This window comes from Streptomyces sp. NPDC045026 (genome assembly GCF_056432625.1).
Map to the genome: position 1 here is coordinate 68,541 of NZ_JBWKIS010000030.1, position 17,408 is coordinate 85,948.

At 68.4% G+C, this 17,408-nt stretch carries 18 protein-coding genes; 12 read left to right on the plus strand and 6 right to left on the minus strand.

Features of this window, described 5'->3' with window-relative positions; all coding sequences use genetic code 11:
- Positions 1–24 precede the first annotated feature (24 nt).
- The 3 genes from AC07EJ_RS38675 to AC07EJ_RS38685 form a co-directional block, all read right to left on the minus strand.
- Complete coding sequence (locus AC07EJ_RS38675; protein ID WP_478885997.1) at positions 25–2,319, minus strand: hypothetical protein; 2,295 nt, start codon at positions 2,317–2,319, stop codon at positions 25–27.
- Positions 2,316–3,149 carry a hypothetical protein gene (locus tag AC07EJ_RS38680; RefSeq protein WP_389486816.1) on the minus strand — a complete coding sequence of 278 codons (834 nt, stop codon included), beginning with the start codon at positions 3,147–3,149 and terminating at the stop codon, positions 2,316–2,318. Before AC07EJ_RS38680 ends, AC07EJ_RS38675 begins: the two co-directional genes overlap by 4 nt.
- Before the next feature lie 102 nt (positions 3,150–3,251).
- Complete coding sequence (locus AC07EJ_RS38685; RefSeq protein WP_389486815.1) at positions 3,252–3,947, minus strand: Crp/Fnr family transcriptional regulator; 696 nt, start codon at positions 3,945–3,947, stop codon at positions 3,252–3,254.
- A gap of 390 nt (positions 3,948–4,337) precedes the next feature.
- On the opposite strand from AC07EJ_RS38685, the gene rpsL reads away from it, so the two are divergent.
- The 4 genes from rpsL (at position 4,338) to tuf (ending at position 8,679) form a co-directional block, all read left to right on the plus strand.
- Entirely contained in the window at positions 4,338–4,709 is a 372-nt protein-coding gene (gene rpsL / locus AC07EJ_RS38690) for a 30S ribosomal protein S12 (RefSeq protein ID WP_003948652.1), read from the plus strand.
- A gap of 2 nt (positions 4,710–4,711) precedes the next feature.
- The gene (gene rpsG / locus AC07EJ_RS38695; RefSeq protein ID WP_362904113.1) at positions 4,712–5,182 is read left to right on the plus strand and encodes a 30S ribosomal protein S7; all 471 of its coding nucleotides are present in this window, start codon (positions 4,712–4,714) and stop codon (positions 5,180–5,182) included.
- Positions 5,183–5,221: 39 nt separating this feature from the next.
- Complete coding sequence (fusA, locus tag AC07EJ_RS38700) at positions 5,222–7,348, plus strand: elongation factor G (protein WP_383895964.1); 2,127 nt, start codon at positions 5,222–5,224, stop codon at positions 7,346–7,348.
- Positions 7,349–7,485: 137 nt separating this feature from the next.
- Positions 7,486–8,679 carry an elongation factor Tu gene (tuf, locus tag AC07EJ_RS38705; protein ID WP_389486812.1) on the plus strand — a complete coding sequence of 398 codons (1,194 nt, stop codon included), beginning with the start codon at positions 7,486–7,488 and terminating at the stop codon, positions 8,677–8,679.
- A gap of 145 nt (positions 8,680–8,824) precedes the next feature.
- On the opposite strand, the gene AC07EJ_RS38710 is transcribed toward tuf, so the two are convergent.
- From AC07EJ_RS38710 to AC07EJ_RS38720, 3 genes are all read right to left on the minus strand, one after another.
- Positions 8,825–10,831 carry a PIG-L family deacetylase gene (locus AC07EJ_RS38710; protein WP_478886003.1) on the minus strand — a complete coding sequence of 669 codons (2,007 nt, stop codon included), beginning with the start codon at positions 10,829–10,831 and terminating at the stop codon, positions 8,825–8,827.
- 421 nt (positions 10,832–11,252) lie between these two features.
- Positions 11,253–12,173, minus strand: a complete 921-nt coding sequence (locus tag AC07EJ_RS38715; RefSeq protein WP_478885998.1) for a helix-turn-helix domain-containing protein — start codon at positions 12,171–12,173, stop codon at positions 11,253–11,255.
- 121 nt (positions 12,174–12,294) lie between these two features.
- Positions 12,295–12,894, minus strand: a complete 600-nt coding sequence (locus tag AC07EJ_RS38720; RefSeq protein WP_393587110.1) for an ATP-binding protein — start codon at positions 12,892–12,894, stop codon at positions 12,295–12,297.
- Positions 12,895–13,060: 166 nt separating this feature from the next.
- Between AC07EJ_RS38720 and AC07EJ_RS38725 the strand changes: the two genes are divergently transcribed.
- The 8 genes from AC07EJ_RS38725 (at position 13,061) to AC07EJ_RS38760 (ending at position 17,179) form a co-directional block, all read left to right on the plus strand.
- Positions 13,061–13,933 (plus strand): helix-turn-helix domain-containing protein, encoded by an 873-nt coding sequence (locus AC07EJ_RS38725; protein WP_478885999.1) that lies wholly within the window; start codon positions 13,061–13,063, stop codon positions 13,931–13,933.
- Positions 13,930–14,139 carry a DUF397 domain-containing protein gene (locus AC07EJ_RS38730; RefSeq protein ID WP_389486804.1) on the plus strand — a complete coding sequence of 70 codons (210 nt, stop codon included), beginning with the start codon at positions 13,930–13,932 and terminating at the stop codon, positions 14,137–14,139. The genes AC07EJ_RS38725 and AC07EJ_RS38730 overlap by 4 nt, the downstream gene beginning before the upstream one ends.
- 330 nt (positions 14,140–14,469) lie before the next feature.
- The gene (locus tag AC07EJ_RS38735) at positions 14,470–14,700 is read left to right on the plus strand and encodes a hypothetical protein (protein WP_478886000.1); all 231 of its coding nucleotides are present in this window, start codon (positions 14,470–14,472) and stop codon (positions 14,698–14,700) included.
- Between the two features lie 92 nt (positions 14,701–14,792).
- On the plus strand, positions 14,793–15,218 hold the full coding sequence (locus AC07EJ_RS38740) for a hypothetical protein (RefSeq protein ID WP_389486800.1): 426 nt from the start codon (positions 14,793–14,795) through the stop codon (positions 15,216–15,218).
- Positions 15,211–15,525, plus strand: coding sequence for a hypothetical protein (locus AC07EJ_RS38745; protein ID WP_389486798.1), 315 nt, complete (start codon positions 15,211–15,213; stop codon positions 15,523–15,525). Before AC07EJ_RS38740 ends, AC07EJ_RS38745 begins: the two co-directional genes overlap by 8 nt.
- A gap of 304 nt (positions 15,526–15,829) precedes the next feature.
- Positions 15,830–16,195 carry a hypothetical protein gene (locus AC07EJ_RS38750; RefSeq protein ID WP_389486796.1) on the plus strand — a complete coding sequence of 122 codons (366 nt, stop codon included), beginning with the start codon at positions 15,830–15,832 and terminating at the stop codon, positions 16,193–16,195.
- Between the two features lie 227 nt (positions 16,196–16,422).
- Positions 16,423–16,605: a colicin immunity domain-containing protein gene (locus AC07EJ_RS38755; RefSeq protein ID WP_389486794.1), complete on the plus strand. Its 183-nt coding sequence runs from the start codon at positions 16,423–16,425 to the stop codon at positions 16,603–16,605.
- Positions 16,606–16,705: 100 nt separating this feature from the next.
- Complete coding sequence (locus AC07EJ_RS38760; protein WP_389486792.1) at positions 16,706–17,179, plus strand: hypothetical protein; 474 nt, start codon at positions 16,706–16,708, stop codon at positions 17,177–17,179.
- Positions 17,180–17,408: the final 229 nt, after the last annotated feature.

Sequence of the window (17,408 nt, forward strand, 5' to 3'; positions counted from 1 at the left end):
GGGCGGGGCGGGGGAGGCGGCGGTTCAGCGGATTTCGGGCGGCAGCACCGTGTGCAGACGCACGGTGACGGGTGGCGGGGGCGAGCCGTCCTCGCCGGGCATCGTCCGCAGCAGGTGGGAAATCCGCTGCCGTTCGAGTTCGGTGGTCGTGAGCTCGGGCAGCAGGGACGCGAGGGCCCACTCGGCCGCGGTGTTCCGGTCGGCGACGAGTACCCAGTCGCGCAGCACGTCGAGGGCATCGCGGGTGAAGGCCATGGTGCCGAGCGCCGCCCGCCACAGGGCGGCGATGTTCTGCCGGGCGGTTCCGGCGGGTTCCGGAGCGGCTCCGTCCGGTGGGTCCTGCGCATACCAGCCGAGGATGAGCGGCACCCCGGCCGGCTCGTCCCGCTCGGTGTGGTCGCACGCGCCGATGAATCCGCCGAGCGCGAGCTCTTTGACGGCCTTGTCGTCATGGAGCGTGCGCAGGAGCTCGCGAAGCACCCGCTCGCGTGCGCTGGAGAGCAGCAACAGGGCGACGGACTCGGCGAGTTCACCCGCGAGCTCGGCGTCGGTGCCCTCGCCGTCCGTGGCGTTCTCACGCAGCCGGCGGGCGGCGGCGCGCAGAGCCTTGAGGGTCTCCTCGGGCCGCTCGTGCCCGATGAGTGCGTGGGTACGGATGGCGACCCAGCTCAGTCCCGGCTCACCCGAGTCGCACCAGTCGTCGAGGATGCGGGGGACGTTCGGGGTGTCCAGGAAGTACGTGAGCGCGAGGGCGTTCACTGCGACGAGCCTTCGGCGGTACCGGTTGGAGGACGCCCACGGCTCGATGACCAGAGCCATCGCGGACGGCAGATCGGTGCGGGCCAGGACGGCGACGGTGGAGGCGGCCCGGGTCCGTACGAGGGGGCGGCCGTCCTCGGTGAGCCGTTGCAGCCAGGCCACGAGGGCGGGGCGGGCCGAGGGGTGCCCCGTCCACAGCTCGCGCAGCAGCACCAGCGCGGTCCGGGCGTCCGTGAAGGCTGCCTTGGACTGGGTGACCGGGCCCCATTCGGTGGTCTCGTCCTCGTCGTAGCGGTGGGCACGGGCGAGCTGGAGGCGTTTGCCGATATGGGTTCCGAACACGGGCACAGCCGGGTGCAGGCCCGGGTTCTCGGTCCTGAGCAGGAACGCGTAGAGCAGGTCGCTCAGTTCGGCCGTGAGCGCGTACGGTCCGCCGTCGAACGAGGCGAGGGCGATGAGGAAGGCCTTGTCCCGCAGCTGGACGGTGGTCTCGTCCTCCTCGAACCACTCCTGGACCTGGTCTTCGAGGGTGGTGAGCGAGAATTCGCCGACCGCGGCCTCTTCGAGAGCACCGTCCGCGTACTGGCGCAGCACCTCGGCGAAGCGGCCGACCTCCCGTAACTGGTGGCCGTGGGCGAGGAATTCCGTCGTGGCGGGGAGCGCCAGCAGATCACCGGCACGCTCGGGGCCGGCGAGGACCTTCAGGTGGGCGGCGAGGACTTCGTGGGCGGGCGGGGATTTCCAATGCGTAGCGAGGACTCCGTCGAGAGCGGCGACCGGGCCGACCGTGATCACCAGATACGCGTCGTCCTTGGCCAGCCGCTCCCGCGCGGCGAGCAGATGGGCTTCCCTCAGGGGCCTGTCCCGGCGGGTCACCAGGTCGCACAGGAGATAGCCGCGGGCCCCAGGCTCCTCGCTGTCCGCGCCGGTACTCCCGCCGAGCGTGCCCAGACTCGCGGGGTCGGTGTTACGGACCAGCGTGCGCACCGGGGTGAGGCCGAGGCGGTGCAGCAGCATGAGGGCCGCTGTACGGCGCCCCGAGAAGTCGGGCCCGGAGAGGACGAGGACCCGTTCCTCCCGCAGCCGCTCGACGAGGGCCGTGAAGGCGGGCTCGGCAGCCACGAAGTACGGCGCGAGTCGGTCGAGCGTGGCACGGGGGATCTCCCCGGAGGTGTGCCCGGCCGATCCGGAGAAGCCGAAACGGTAGTGGATCTCCGTCTTGCTGCCCATGATCACGTCTCCGGCGACCCGGCCGCCGGAAACTCCGTGCTGATCTCGGCCGACGAAGCTGCCGCCGAAGCGGGCGTCGTCACCCACCTTCATCGTGCGGGGGCTGTGGTCCCACAGATCCCTGCGGGCCGACCACGCGTCCTGCGGCCGGTCCTGCTGCTCGCCCGCCTCTCCTTCGCCGGTGCTCTCCCCCTCGCCGGAGCTCTGGACGTCACCCGCCGCGGCGGCCGCACCGGCGTCACCGGGGGACGCCTTGTCCTTTCCGGCACCCGGTCGCCCGGGTGGCGCGGCGCCTGCCGCGCCGGGGGCCGGCTGCTCGTCCGCGCTCACGCCGGCTCGCCCTTTCCCGCCTCGCGCCCGCCGAGGTGGACGTCCCCGGTGACCTGGCCCCCGGAGACCCCATGCTGGTCGCCGAACACCTGACTGCCGCCGAATGAAGCGGCGCCCTGGAAGTGGACGGCGGGACCGGATTCGGGGCGCCGAGGCGACGGCGAGCCCGGCGCCGGATGCTCCCCCGGGCCACCCGGCGCCGGGCTCTCCCCCTCCCTCCGCTCACCGCGGCCGTCGCCGCCCGTGCCGCTCCGCGCCGGTACGGGACCGTGCAGCCACGCCCGCAGCGGGCCGTTCTTGCTGTCGGCCGTGACGGTGTGAAAGGCGTCGCGCGGGATGCCCGGATGGTCGTGGCGGACGATCCCGCTGTGCACGCTCTCCGAGACACACAGGGCGAAGTCGTCCGGGCGCTCGCCCAGCGCGTCCCGCAGCACCTGTGCGTCGAGGAGGCGGCAGGCGTGGTTGAGAGCGGAGCCGACCCAGCCGTCGAGCGGGTCCACGGCCACGAACCCGGTGGCCACGACCCCGCGCAACCGGATCTGGGCCGACCGCGACGCCATCCGGTTCACGGCATGCAGCTGTGCGGGAACCTCGGTCAGAAGGGCGCGCAGCAGGCCGGTGACGGAGGCGCCCGCGTCGATCAGCTCCATCACGGAGTCACCCCGGTCGGCCCGCATCCGCCGCGTTTCGTCGATCCCGGCGGCTTCCAGCGTCCGGTCGGCGATGGCGTACAGCATGCGCCGCAGATAGGCCTGTTCGACGTCGTCGCGGTTGCTGAAGCGCTCGATGTCGAACAGCAGGATCGTCCTGCTGACGGGCTCAGTAGTCATGCCCGGCAGCATGTCGCCGGTGGCGGGAGGGGTGTGAGGGCAGATGACTCACTGGAAGTGTGACCGTGTGCACAGTCCCACTTGCTGTGGCCCCAGGGGGGTTCAGCCCGCCAGCAGTTGCCTCAGGATGTCGGGCCGCAGAATCACCAGGGACCTGCGGCCGGTCACCACGGCACGCTGCTCACGCAGTTCCTTGAGCAGCCGCTGGACCATCTCCCGCGAGGCGCCCACGGATCCGGCCAGTTCCTGCTTGCTGAGCGGCACGGCGAGCTCGATACCCTCTTCCGTACGGCGTCCATGGGTGCGGGCCAGGTCCAGGAGCAGTGCGGCGAACCGCTCCCGCACGTTCAGGGAGGCGAACTCGAGGCGTCTGCGGTCGGCGGCCCTGGTGCGGTCGGCGGTCAGGCCGAGCAGTTTCAGGGCGACCTGGGGTGAGCCGGAGAGGAAGCTGGTGAAGCGGTCGTGTTCGACGGCCACGGCCTGTACCGGTTCGAGGGCGGTGACCGTCGCCGACCTGGAACGCCCGGTCAGCGCCGCGGACTCGCCGACGATGTCGCCGGGGCCGCGCAGGGCGAGCAGGGCCTCGTAGCCGTTGGCCGCGGCGGCGGTCACCTTGGTCCAGCCGTGCAGGATCAGCAGGACATGGGCGGACGGCTCGTCCTGGTGGAGCAGGGCCACGCGGGGGGAGTAGCGAAGGGCGCCGCCGAGGGCTAGCAGGGCCGCCCGGTCGTCCGCTTCCAGACGGGCCAGGAAGGGCACCCGGTCGTCAAGGCCTCCGTCGCCCGGTAACTGCACCACCGCTGTGTCCCCCCGATCCAGCAAGATCCAGCAAAGCCGATCGATCAACGTAACTGAAGCGGAACAGGCGGGGACGGGTGAACAACTGAATCGTGTCCATGCCGTGCGCGGGGGGCCTCGGGCGGAGCGTGACAAGTCCGGCGTGTCGCGGTGGACTGCATTTGTTTTGACCGAACCCGATGAGGTAGGTACGCTCAGACCTTGTGCCTGGGGTGTGCCTGGGCTCCTGTGCGTGTCGTCAGCCGCTACGGGAGTCCGCGATGGGCCACCGTAATCTGCGCCCTTCCCGCTTGGCGGCGGGAGTCCACAGTATTCGACACACCCGACCGCGTGGGTCGGGAAATGTTCCAGGTTAGCTTTACTATTCGGCACACAGAAACCGGAGAAGTAGTGCCTACGATCCAGCAGCTGGTCCGGAAGGGCCGGCAGGACAAGGTCGAGAAGAACAAGACGCCCGCACTCGAGGGTTCGCCCCAGCGTCGCGGCGTCTGCACGCGTGTGTTCACGACCACCCCGAAGAAGCCGAACTCGGCCCTCCGTAAGGTCGCGCGTGTGCGTCTGACCAGCGGCATCGAGGTCACGGCCTACATCCCGGGTGAGGGACACAACCTGCAGGAGCACTCCATCGTGCTCGTGCGTGGCGGCCGTGTGAAGGACCTGCCTGGTGTTCGTTACAAGATCATCCGCGGTTCGCTTGACACCCAGGGTGTCAAGAACCGCAAGCAGGCCCGCAGCCGCTACGGCGCCAAGAAGGAGAAGTAAGAATGCCTCGTAAGGGCCCCGCCCCGAAGCGCCCGGTCATCATCGACCCGGTCTACGGTTCTCCTCTGGTGACCTCCCTCATCAACAAGGTGCTGCTGAACGGCAAGCGCTCCACCGCCGAGCGCATCGTGTACGGCGCCATGGAGGGTCTGCGTGAGAAGTCGGGCAGCGACCCGGTCATCACGCTGAAGCGCGCGCTGGAGAACATCAAGCCGACCCTCGAGGTCAAGTCCCGCCGTGTCGGTGGCGCCACCTACCAGGTGCCGATCGAGGTCAAGCCCGGTCGCGCCAACACGCTCGCGCTGCGCTGGCTCGTGGGTTACTCCCGCGCCCGCCGCGAGAAGACCATGACCGAGCGCCTCATGAACGAGCTGCTCGACGCCTCGAACGGTCTTGGCGCTGCCGTCAAGAAGCGTGAGGACACCCACAAGATGGCCGAGTCCAACAAGGCCTTCGCGCACTACCGCTGGTAGTCGCTACCCACATCGAGACCGAGAGAAGACTGAGCCGAGATGGCTACCACTTCACTTGACCTGGCCAAGGTGCGCAACATCGGCATCATGGCTCACATCGACGCGGGCAAGACGACGACCACCGAGCGGATCCTGTTCTACACCGGTGTTTCGTACAAGATCGGTGAGGTCCACGACGGCGCCGCGACCATGGACTGGATGGAGCAGGAGCAGGAGCGTGGCATCACGATCACCTCTGCTGCCACCACCTGTCACTGGCCGCTGAACGACGTCGACCACACCATCAACATCATCGACACCCCGGGCCACGTGGACTTCACCGTCGAGGTGGAGCGTTCGCTCCGCGTCCTCGACGGTGCCGTGACGGTGTTCGACGGCGTTGCCGGTGTTGAGCCCCAGTCCGAGACTGTCTGGCGTCAGGCGGACCGCTACGGCGTGCCGCGTATCTGCTTCGTCAACAAGCTCGACCGTACGGGTGCCGAGTTCCACCGCTGCGTTGACATGATCGTCAACCGCCTCGGTGCGACCCCGCTCGTCATGCAGCTGCCCATCGGCGCCGAGATGGACTTCCAGGGTGTCGTCGACCTCGTCACGATGAAGGCGTTCGTCTGGTCCGCCGAGGCGGCCAAGGGCGAGGCGTACGACGTCGTCGACATCCCGGCCACGCACGTCGAGGCTGCCGAGGAGTACCGCGGCAAGCTGCTCGAGGCCGTCGCGGAGAACGACGAAGAGATGATGGAGCTGTTCCTGGAGGGCACCGAGCCCACCGTGGACCAGCTGTACGCGGCCGTGCGTCGCATCACCATCGCCTCCGGCAAGGGCGGCGACACCACCGTCACCCCCGTGTTCTGCGGCACCGCGTTCAAGAACAAGGGCGTTCAGCCCCTGCTCGACGCCGTCGTGCGCTACCTGCCCTCCCCCCTGGACGTCGAGGCCATCGAGGGCCACGACGTCAAGGACCCGGAGACGGTCGTCAAGCGCAAGCCGTCCGACGAGGAGCCCCTCTCGGCGCTGGCGTTCAAGATCATGAGCGACCCGCACCTCGGCAAGCTCACCTTCGTCCGGGTTTACTCGGGCCGCCTGGAGTCCGGCACCGCCGTGCTGAACTCCGTCAAGGGCAAGAAGGAGCGCATCGGCAAGATCTACCGCATGCACGCGAACAAGCGTGAGGAGATCGAGTCGGTGGGCGCCGGTGACATCGTCGCCGTCATGGGTCTGAAGCAGACCACCACGGGCGAGACGCTCTGTGACGACAAGAGCCCGGTGATCCTGGAGTCCATGGACTTCCCGGCGCCGGTCATCCAGGTCGCCATCGAGCCGAAGTCCAAGGGTGACCAGGAGAAGCTGGGTGTCGCCATCCAGCGCCTCTCGGAGGAGGACCCCTCCTTCCAGGTCCACTCGGACGAGGAGACCGGCCAGACCATCATCGGTGGTATGGGCGAGCTTCACCTCGAGGTGCTCGTCGACCGCATGAAGCGCGAGTTCCGCGTCGAGGCGAACGTCGGCAAGCCGCAGGTCGCTTACCGCGAGACGATCCGTCAGGCCGTCGAGCGTCACGACTACACCCACAAGAAGCAGACCGGTGGTACCGGTCAGTTCGCCAAGGTGCAGATCGCGATCGAGCCGATCGAGAGCGGCGAGACGTCGTACGAGTTCGTGAACAAGGTCACCGGTGGCCGTATCCCGCGGGAGTACATCCCGTCGGTGGACGCCGGTGCGCAGGAGGCCATGCAGTTCGGCATCCTGGCCGGCTACGAGATGACTGGCGTCCGCGTCATCCTTCTCGACGGCGGCTACCACGAGGTCGACTCCTCCGAGCTCGCCTTCAAGATCGCCGGTTCGCAGGCCTTCAAGGAGGCCGCGCGCAAGGCGAAGCCCGTGCTGCTCGAGCCGATGATGGCCGTTGAGGTCACCACGCCCGAGGACTACATGGGTGACGTCATCGGCGACATCAACTCCCGCCGTGGCCAGATCCAGGCCATGGAGGAGCGCAGTGGCGCCCGTGTCGTGAAGGGCCTCGTGCCCCTCTCGGAGATGTTCGGCTACGTCGGAGACCTCCGCAGCAAGACGTCGGGTCGCGCAAGCTACTCGATGCAGTTCGACTCCTACGCCGAGGTTCCGCGGAACGTCGCCGAGGAGATCATCGCGAAGGCCAAGGGCGAGTAACTCACCCGAGTTCACGCTTTAGGCTTGACACCGACCGCTGGGGTTCGTAACCCCGGACCCCGGCGGCGGGTTTCCCAGCAAAGATCACCTGGCGCCGATGAAGCAAGGCGTACAGAACCACTCCACAGGAGGACCCAGTGGCGAAGGCGAAGTTCGAGCGGACTAAGCCGCACGTCAACATCGGCACCATCGGTCACATTGACCACGGTAAGACGACCCTCACGGCCGCCATTACCAAGGTGCTGCACGACGCGTACCCGGACCTGAACGAGGCCTCGGCCTTCGACCAGATCGACAAGGCTCCTGAGGAGCGCCAGCGCGGTATCACGATCTCGATCGCGCATGTCGAGTACCAGACGGAGACGCGTCACTACGCGCACGTCGACTGCCCCGGTCACGCGGACTACATCAAGAACATGATCACGGGTGCCGCGCAGATGGACGGCGCCATCCTCGTGGTCGCCGCCACCGACGGCCCGATGCCGCAGACCAAGGAGCACGTGCTCCTGGCCCGCCAGGTCGGCGTTCCCTACATCGTTGTCGCCCTGAACAAGGCCGACATGGTGGACGACGAGGAGATCCTGGAGCTCGTCGAGCTCGAGGTCCGTGAGCTCCTCTCCGAGTACGAGTTCCCGGGCGACGACCTGCCGGTCGTCAAGGTCTCGGCGCTCAAGGCGCTCGAGGGCGACAAGGAGTGGGGTGAGTCGATCCTCAAGCTCATGGCCGCTGTGGACGAGTCGATCCCGCAGCCCGAGCGTGACGTCGACAAGCCGTTCCTGATGCCGATCGAGGACGTCTTCACGATCACCGGTCGTGGCACCGTCGTCACCGGCCGCATCGAGCGTGGTGTCCTCAAGGTCAACGAGACCGTCGACATCGTCGGTATCAAGACCGAGAAGACCACCACCACGGTCACCGGCATCGAGATGTTCCGCAAGCTGCTCGACGAGGGCCAGGCCGGTGAGAACGTCGGTCTGCTCCTCCGTGGCATCAAGCGCGAGGACGTCGAGCGCGGCCAGGTCATCATCAAGCCCGGTTCGGTCACGCCGCACACCGAGTTCGAGGCCCAGGCCTACATCCTGTCGAAGGACGAGGGTGGCCGTCACACCCCCTTCTTCAACAACTACCGCCCGCAGTTCTACTTCCGCACGACGGACGTGACCGGCGTTGTGACCCTCCCCGAGGGCACCGAGATGGTCATGCCGGGCGACAACACTGAGATGAACGTTGCGCTCATCCAGCCCGTCGCCATGGAAGAGGGCCTGAAGTTCGCCATCCGTGAGGGTGGCCGGACCGTGGGCGCCGGCCAGGTCACCAAGATCGTCAAGTAATTTCCTTGACGGTTTGACCTGGTAGCTCCAGCGAGCACCAGAAGGGGCCCGTACGACTTCGGTCGTACGGGCCCTTTCGTATGCCGATGCGCTGTCCCTTTTGCGCTGTTTCCCTTTTCTGGGGCTCAGATCTTGTTTCTGGGGCTCAGATCTTGCGGGCGGTGCCAGTGCCGGTGGAGCTGTCCGGGTACCACAGCCACGGCCGGGCGGCGGGGGAGAGGCCGGCGGCCACGGGGCCGTTCCGGGTGGCGCTCAGGGCGGGTCCGTCGAGGGTGACCAGGTCGCGCGCGGCCCGCTGGATCCGGCCGCTGCGGCCCCGGTGCAGGAGCTGGAGCGTTCCGCTGGTGTCCCGGCCCAGGAGGTACGGTCCGGCGGCGGTCACGGGGCCGTAGCCGGGGAAGTCGACCGGCGGGCCCGCCGTCGCCGTCAGCGCGGACGAGGCGGGGGTCCGGTAGTAGAGCCGGCCGCCCACGGCGGCGACGGCGTCCGCGGGGACGGGCAGCCCGGCGAGCGGCGCGGGCCCCTCCGGCGTCCAGTGGTGGACCGTGTCGCGGCCCGGCGCGTACACATGGACGCCGCCGTCCTCACCGACGACCGCGGTCAGACCGTCCTGCACGGGCCCGCCGCCGAGGCCGCGCCACGGCGACCAGCGCCCGTCGAGAGCGCGTACCCGTGTACTGATGCCCTGGTCCGCGTCCCGGACGAACAGATGGACCCGCCCGTCGCGTGCGGTGACGGCGACGGGGACGCCGATGCGGCGGCCACGCACGGGGTCGGTCTCCGGGTTGCCGAGGCCGGTCCAGGCGCCGAACTCCCCGCCGACGGCGCGCTGTTCGAGGACGACGATCTCGCGGAGGTCGGATCCGCCGCGTCCTTCGAGGGCCGCGAGCCGCAGGCCGAGGAGCAACTGCCGTCCGTCGCGGAGTGACGCGGAACCGAGGGCCGGCGCGAGCGGGCCGCCGCCGAGGTCGGTCGGCCGGCCGAAGACACCTTCCGCGGTCTCGCGCCAGCGGACGGCGCGCATGCCGAGGACGCCGTAGCCGGTCAGCTTCCCGTCCGGCTCCTGGGCGAGAGCGATCCGCGGGCCCGGGTAGCGGTAGTGCGTCGAGCGGACCCAGCCCTTGCGGTTGGTGAGGGGGCGGTACCCGCCGACGTTGTAGTCGCCGCAGCCGGAGGGGTTGCCGCACTGCCAGTCGGGGGCCGCGCCGTACGGCATCAGGTGCTCGGCCTTGGCGTGCAGCACGGACTCGGGGAGGTTCTCGGGCCAGTGGTGGTTGTAGTAGCCGCGGAAGGCGGTGGCCGCGAACGGGGGCGGCCCGCCCGCCGCGGTCTGCGACCAGCGGATCAGCGCGGCCCAGGTGAACGCGGCCACGGCCGTGTGGTCGGCGTGGTCGGAGAAGCCGGGCTGCTCGCTGTCGCGTATGCGCGTACGCAGATCGCTGTGCTGGATGTCCGGGTCCGGGTCGAGCGTGTGCACGAGGGTGGGCCGGTAGCGCTCGAAGAGGGCCACGAGTACGTCGACCAGGTCGTCGTAGTCGTACGTCTGTACCCGGCGCAGCGGCGACCCGTCGACGACGACCGTGCGCAGCGGCAGGCCGTTGTCCCGCCACAGTGCAGGTGCGCCCATGTGGCCCGCGGGCGTGTGCATCGCCAGATCGAGAAAGACCAGCTCGACGCGGCGGCCGCGGTGCTCCAGCGTGTTCACCTCGGCCTGGGGACCGCCCGCGAGCGTGGTGACCTCGGTGCGCCAGCCGCTGAAGACGGGCAGGCCGAGCTGGGTCGCGTAGGACTGGCGGAGGCCCTGGTGGCGGGCGGAGGCGTACGCAGACTTGTCGGCCGGGGGGTGCGGCCGGCCGGGCATCTTGTTGACGCCGTCGGCCTCGCCCGCGGTGACGTACACGCAGACCAGGGGGATGCCCGCGGCGACGGCCTGGCTGGTGTCCGGGTTCATGAAGTACAGGTCGTCGTCGGGGTGCGCGAGGACCTGGAGCAGCAGGGCGTGCTCCCCCTCGGCGGCGGGGCGGCCGGAGGCGGGGGAGGGGGCGGTGGCACGGGTCGGGGGCGGGGTCGCTCCGCGGGTATGGCCCACGATGGCGGCCGCGGTGGCGGCGACGGCGGCGGACCCGATGAGCAGGGCCCGGCGCCCGTGCAGGCGGGGTGCCGCCGGGGAGCCGTCGCCTCCGTGGACGCGGGGTGCCGCCGGGAAGCCCTCGCCTCCGTCGGCTATTCGGCTGCTGCTGCTGCTGCCGTCCTCCGCGCTCTGATCACGCTTGTCCTGTCTACGTCCGCGTCGCACGCGTCGCCCTCCGTCCGCCGTACGCAGCGGTCGGAATGTGCGCTGCTTCTCGGTGCTTCAGTCGAGAAGAGGCTCGTCAGTGGGGTCAGGTTCCATGCACGGACATGTTCTGTTCACACGTTTTGGGACTCTTGGGAAGCTCTTGGTTTCCCGTTGCTACGAGGCCTCAGCCACGCGCCCTCAGCCGCCGACGGCCCACCGCACGGCCGCGGTGACCCCGAGCATCAGGACGGGCACGGAGTGGGGTGATGCGTCCATTGCCGGGTGTTTTCCCTGTTCAGCGAGTGTCTGGCTGGTTCGGCTCAGGTGCATCGCCGGTGCAGTCCGGCGCGCGGCACTCGCGGCACTTGCCCGGCTCGGGGCCGCGGAAGGCGCGGTCGCACTCGTCGCAGTTCCGGAGCGGATGACGGACGGGAGGCGGGGCCGCGGCCGGGGCCCGGAACGGGGGCGGCGGTGGCAGCAGCGCTGTCAGCCGGTGGGCGAGGAAGGCGGCCGGGTGGCGCAGGCCCTCGCCGGGCAGATCGCTGGTCAGGGCGTGGCGTACGGCGGTGGGGGCGAGGTCGCGCTCCAGCCAGGCGGCGACGCCGGGTGCGAGGTGCTGTGTGTCGCGGGCCGAGAGGGTGAGACGGGGGTCGGTGCGATGCAGGCCGGCGAGGAGGTCGGCGGCGGTCTGGAGGAGGAGCGGGGAGGCGTGGGCGGGGTGGGGGACGGTCAGGGGTCGGGCCGGTCGCTTGGTGCGAGGCTGCGGCGCCGGGCAGGTCGGCACGTCGTCGCCCGCCGATGGCTCCGGCGCGGCGGCCGGTGTGTGGGCGGCGCGGCCCGGCTGGTTGCAGGAGACCGTGCGCGTGACGATGCGGCCGTCGGGTACGCGGTGGCGCTCGCGCCGGAGGTAGCCGTGGGCCTCCAACTCCCTTAGAGCAGCGGCGATACGGGTCGCCCCTTCGGGGAAGCGGGCGGTGAGGGTCTTGATGTCCACGCGGGCGCCGGTCGGCAGCGACTGGATGTGGACGGCCAGCGCGATCGCGACGAGCGAGAGCTCGCGGTGCTGGGCCAGGTGGTTGCCGATCACCGTGAAGCGGGTGGCGTGGCGGGTGTTGGCGTGGGTGATGCCAAGAGGCGCGGGGCCCCGTTTCGGGCGGGCTTTCCCGGCAACGCGGGACTGGGCGCGCGGGGGCGCGCTAGGGTTCTGGGTACCCATCGGGAAGCTCGATTCTTCCTCGGTGGTCAGGCCCTCGATCGGGATTGCGAGTCCCGGCCGGGGGCCGTCGCATGTCTGCGGTTGTTTTGAATGCTGAGGTCTCGCGCTGAGCGTATGGCAGTCAACAGGGGCTTTGGCCAGCTGAGTTGGCGACATTCACCTGTGTGAGTGAAGTGGCCCGGGTGGCTGCCGGCGGCGGGGCAGGTGGGGCTTGGCTCGGTTCCTTTTCCCCGTCCGTTGTTCCTTTGGGGTTGTCGCGTGGAGCACCGGAGCCCGCGTTCACGGGCTCCGGTCGTACGAGATCCAGTTCCGCCCACACCGTCTTACGCGGAACGGGTCCCTCCGCCACGCCCCAGCGATCGGCCAGCGCCTCGACGAGGAACAGGCCGCGCCCGGATTCGGATTCGGGGGCGGGTGGTTGAGGAATGAGGGGCGGCAGGCTGTCGCCGCGTGTGTCCGTCACCTCGATACGGAGCACGTGAACGTCGGCGCTGAGTACGACGAGAAAGTCGCGGCCGGGCAGGCGGGCGTGGGCGACGGCGTTCGCGGCGAGCTCGGCGACGACGTGCTCGGCCGCGTCAGTGACCCCGTACGGCAGATCACGGCACCGCAGCCACTCGGCGGCCAGCAGGCGTGCGAGGCGGGCGCCGCGCGGCGTGGGGGAGAGAAGGACCCTGAAGTGCCGTGCGGGGCAGGAGAGTTGGGCGGATTCCAGATTCACGTCACTCAGCGTGGCCGCGCACGCATAGCGTGAACAGTGACAACGCCGGTACGTACGGTGACTGTCCGGAGCTTGTCCAGTGCTGTCCGGGCTGTCCGGAGGGGGCGTACGGGTAGAGGTCGTCGGTGCGCGGGGTGCGGCAGCGGTACGTCGGAGGTGGGCGCGGGTGAGCGTGGATCGAGTGCAGGCGGTAAGCAATGGGGCGGACGAACCCGGGTGGGAGGTGGATCCGGACGATGAGCAGGGTGCGGCTGTCGTGGCGATGGTGGGGCGGCAGCTGAAGCTGCAACGGGAGGCCTCCGGGCTGCGGGCCGCCGAGTTCGGGGCGGCCATCGGGTACGGGGAGGGCCTGGTCTACAAGGTCGAGGCGGGGCGGCGGATCCCGAGGTCGGAGTACCTGGACAGGGCGGACGAGGTGCTGGGGGCGGGTGGGCTCATCGCCGCGATGAAGGGCGACGTGGCGGAGGTCCGGTATCCGAAGAAGGTGCGGGATCTGGCGGGCATGGAGGCCCGAGCTGTTGAGATCGGGGTCTATGTGGCGCACGGCCTGCATGGGCTGTTGCAGACGCCGGGGCACGCACGGGCGTTGTTCGAGGCTCGGCAGCCTGCGTATTCGCAGGATGAGGTGGAGCGGATGGTGGCTGCCCGCATGGCCAGGCGATCGATCTTCGAGCGATCGCCCGCGCCAGCCCTCAGCTTCGTACAGGAGGAGTCAGCGCTCAGGCGCCCCATCGGAGGCACAATGGAATGGCGTCAGCAACTCGAACATCTGCTGGATGTTGGGCAGTTGCGCAATGTGACGCTCCAAGTGATGCCTACTCACCGCGAGGCCCATCCCGGGATGGATGGGAAGGTCGAGGTGCTGAAGTTCCCGGACGGAACGGCGGTGGGGCGCTCGGAGGGGGCGTACAACGGCCGCCCGGTATCGGACGCGAAGCAGCTCCGGATCCTCGAACTGAGGTATGGCACCATCCGGGCCGAGGCACTCTCCCCGAGGGAGACGTTGGCCTTTGTCGAGCAACTGCTGGGAGAGACATGATCCGCAAGGCTTCCAGGCAAGGCGTTCCCGAGCTGGCCTGGTTCAAGAGCAGCTACAGCAGTGACGGAAATGAAGGTGACTGCGTCGAGGTAGCCACCACCCCCGGCACGGTCCACGTCCGCGACTCCAAGAACGCGCACGCCGCCCGCTTCGCCGTAACGGCTGACGCCTGGGCCGACTTCGTGACGTACGCGTCGGGGCGCTGACCGCTATCTCTGCTCACTACCCTCCGCTCAACGGGTCCTGGAAGGCTTCGCGTGACGTGCCCTCTGAGATCCTTCCGCAGTCCCGAGGGGGAATGGAGCATGACCTGGTGCCCGAGGTGTGACCAGGGATGGGTCGTTCAGTGCCGCATTCCGGGTCGACCGGAAACATTCCAAGTCTGCGAGGAATGCGAGACCGTCTGGGCGGACGGCGAACCGCGCAACTCTCAGCCTTTTGAAATTCTGGAGGAGTACATGGAAAAGTTTGGCCACCCGCCCCTCTGGTCCGAACTGGAGCGCATTGAGCGCGGCGCTACAGGCTGAGCTCGAGCAATGACGGACAACACTCTCAATTTCTTCGACGAGGCGTGCGTAACCAGCTTTTCGGCGAAGCCTGAGCTCGAAGGGACGCTTGGTGCGGTGCTCGGGATTTCCGAACCATGCGGCGCCGGAACACCCGTCGAATACGGGGTGATGCTCGATGATTACGGCCGACTCGTGTCCTTTCGCCAGGAGCACATCACGCCGACAGGCCGCATTCGCAGCCGCGAGGACTACTACTAGTTTCTTGGAGTCTGTGATGGCTGGATCGGCAGACGGCCTGCGATATCACCGGGAAGACTTCGAGGCCCGACGGCGCGCTACGCGACGTATGCGTGTTCGATGCCGAGCCGGGCGACTGGCAGAGGATGCTGGACGCGCTCAGGTCCGTCCCCTGGCCGGCTGTCTTCACTTGGGCGCTTTCTGAACCGGCAGCCGACGGCGCGATGCTCACCGCGCGCGAACTATGGGGGCGCCTCGAAGGTGACCCCGAGGACTCCGTCAGCCTCGCTGTCCAGGTGAGAGGAATCTGGTTCACCTGCTATTTCTTCGATGCCGACGAGATCGAGTTCTCCTTCGACCCGGCTGACGTGGTCGACATGGAGTCCTTCGCCCCGGTGTGTGACTTCGTCCGCTGGTTGGGGGATTCGACGCGCCGCGAGGTGATCGTCACCATGGAAGGCAACGATCACTCAGCCATGCCCTGGCTGCTCCACTACTCCGGTGTCCCGGACCGTTCGAAAGAACCCAACCTTGACTGACGTTTCGGTACTTGCCTCAGGGGTCGACGGGCCGTCGCCCGTCGTCCTCGTCATCTTCGTGCTCGCCGGCCTCGTCTGCCTGTGGTGCGGGGTGAACTGGGCGTTCGACGTGCGGGGGATCACCACCCGGCGATCCGAGCGGATCCGGCAGAGGAACGCGGGGATCCTGGGGATGCCGGGAGCGCTGGATGCCGCGCCGACCACTGTCTTCGGGTCGGTCGGCTATCTCCGGTTCCTGGGTGCCCTCATGGCGTTCGCGGGGCTGATCCTGCTCCTGGTGGCGTACGCGCTCTGGCACCTGGGCTGAGCCGAAGCCGGCACAGCTCCCCGGCTAGCGAAAGATGGGTGGCCCTGGGGTTCATCGATCCGGAATGCCGCTTACGACGTATGCGCTGTGGCACTTGGGGTGAGCCCGACTCCGCGAGCCCGGCTGATTCGTCAGCACTTCTGACGGAGCCTGCCTACCGCCCGACGCGGAGACCGGCTGCTATCTCTCGATGGAAACCGCATCGTCACCTTCTTCCCGGCAGGACGAGTCACACCTAATGATCACTCTGCAGTTCACCGTGCGGCCGGATCAGGGCGCCTCCAGTGGGTTCGATCTGGGTGACATGTCTGCCACAGGGGACCTCGGAACGGCCGACTCGGCCGGCCACACCCCCGACCAAGGCATGATGATCTACCTTTCCGTGACCCAACTCCTGGACAGCCTCGGCGACTTCTTGCGCGGCGATGCCGGAACCCTCGTCTTTACCGGCGTCGACACATCCTTCGGACTGGCGTTCCGTCGTACCAGGAGGGGTCTGTCCGTCGCGTCGAAGGACGGCGTCATCGCTCGCACGTCCGCTCCCGAACTGGGTGAGGCGGTCCTGCGTGCTGCCGACCAGCTCTCTCTCACTCTCCCTGCGGAGGACTCGGCCGCGGCGGACTTGAGCGCCGCCCTGGAATCGTTCCCCCGCCTGGCTGAGGAAGTCTGAGAGCTGTGCAGAGGAAGACGCACGGCATTTCTACGCAGTCAGAGGCGCCGCATATCGCGGCCGTCTCTGCTGACTACCCTCCGCTCAACAGGTCCTGGAAGGCTCCACGTGACGTGCCTTCTGGGAGCCACACGGGCCGGCAGTTGGCCTTGATGCGACGGCTTCAGGAAGGTGCTGTCGACGGGCCGACGTTCGCCCGCGGATGGCTTGGGGAGCGGCGTGGCGCGATGGCCGCCGGGGAGCGAGTGGGTGACGCGCTGGGCTCGGTCCTTGATGAGGTCTTCTACACGCTGGACGACTACACCATCGATCCAGCCATTCGCGACGCAGAGGACCTGACGGACGGAGAACTGCAGAGGCGCGTGGCAGCCGCCTTTGGCAAACTCGGCGACTGCGACGCGGGAAGCTGACGTAGCGGATGGAGTACACCTGGTGACGCACATCCTGTGGCACCTCAAATATCACCGGAGATAAATGGAGGCGGCCGCTTCTCGCCACGGAAGGTTGCAAATGAAGTACGTCACGGCAGTCTGGGAATCCGACGGGTTCTACTTGGATCCGAGGCCCTATCTGGCCGAAATCCCAAAGCTTCGGGACCAACTGCCGGAAGGTGCCTGGTCCTTTGCCTCAGATCCGGCGCATTACGATATGGGGCGCGGAAACATGCGCTGCGTCAAAGACCTTGAACTGTCTGGCGTCCAGGTGGCCGTCGATAAAAGCGGAGGGTTGACGCTGGATTTCGCTCCGAATCAGTGGAGGCACGATTCCGGGCTGCGTATCACTTATTCGGGAGTGACGCACTTCTCCATCGACTACGAGCACTCCATCGACTGGATGTCGGTCGACACCGTGCTGCTCGACGAGATACTCCCGGGCGAGGACGGCGGCTGCGTGCACGAAATCGGACTGACCGACGCGACTGTCACGGTCCGCTGCCAGGACCTGGAGGCCGTCTGGGGTGACGCGTCAGCCCTCCCGTCCTGAAAGGACGGGATCTCGACTGACTGACCCTGCCTGCCGTTGACTGTCGCCCGGGCGAGCGAGTGATCGCCGATGCGAGTTGGCAATCCTTGAATTACGCAATGAATTACGCCTCCGGGACGCACGGCCCGTCCCCGGTCCTTCTCGCCGTGTTCCTCATCGCCGGTCTCGTCGCCGCAGTAGCGGTGACGTAACGACTGCGTCGAGGTCGCCGTCACCCCCGCCAAGGCCT

What these genes read in the sequence shown, in the direction of transcription:
- AC07EJ_RS38755 (WP_389486794.1), top strand. Translation starts at nt 16,423, where the DNA reads ATGGCCGCCGGGGAGCGAGTGGGTGACGCGCTGGGCTCGGTCCTTGAT.
- AC07EJ_RS38750 (WP_389486796.1), top strand. Translation starts at nt 15,830, where the DNA reads ATGTCTGCCACAGGGGACCTCGGAACGGCCGACTCGGCCGGCCACACC.
- AC07EJ_RS38760 (WP_389486792.1), top strand. Translation starts at nt 16,706, where the DNA reads ATGAAGTACGTCACGGCAGTCTGGGAATCCGACGGGTTCTACTTGGAT.
- rpsG (WP_362904113.1), top strand. Translation starts at nt 4,712, where the DNA reads ATGCCTCGTAAGGGCCCCGCCCCGAAGCGCCCGGTCATCATCGACCCG.
- fusA (WP_383895964.1), top strand. Translation starts at nt 5,222, where the DNA reads ATGGCTACCACTTCACTTGACCTGGCCAAGGTGCGCAACATCGGCATC.
- AC07EJ_RS38680 (WP_389486816.1), bottom strand. Translation starts at nt 3,149, where the DNA reads ATGACTACTGAGCCCGTCAGCAGGACGATCCTGCTGTTCGACATCGAG.
- AC07EJ_RS38715 (WP_478885998.1), bottom strand. Translation starts at nt 12,173, where the DNA reads ATGGGTACCCAGAACCCTAGCGCGCCCCCGCGCGCCCAGTCCCGCGTT.
- AC07EJ_RS38735 (WP_478886000.1), top strand. Translation starts at nt 14,470, where the DNA reads ATGACGGACAACACTCTCAATTTCTTCGACGAGGCGTGCGTAACCAGC.
- AC07EJ_RS38730 (WP_389486804.1), top strand. Translation starts at nt 13,930, where the DNA reads ATGATCCGCAAGGCTTCCAGGCAAGGCGTTCCCGAGCTGGCCTGGTTC.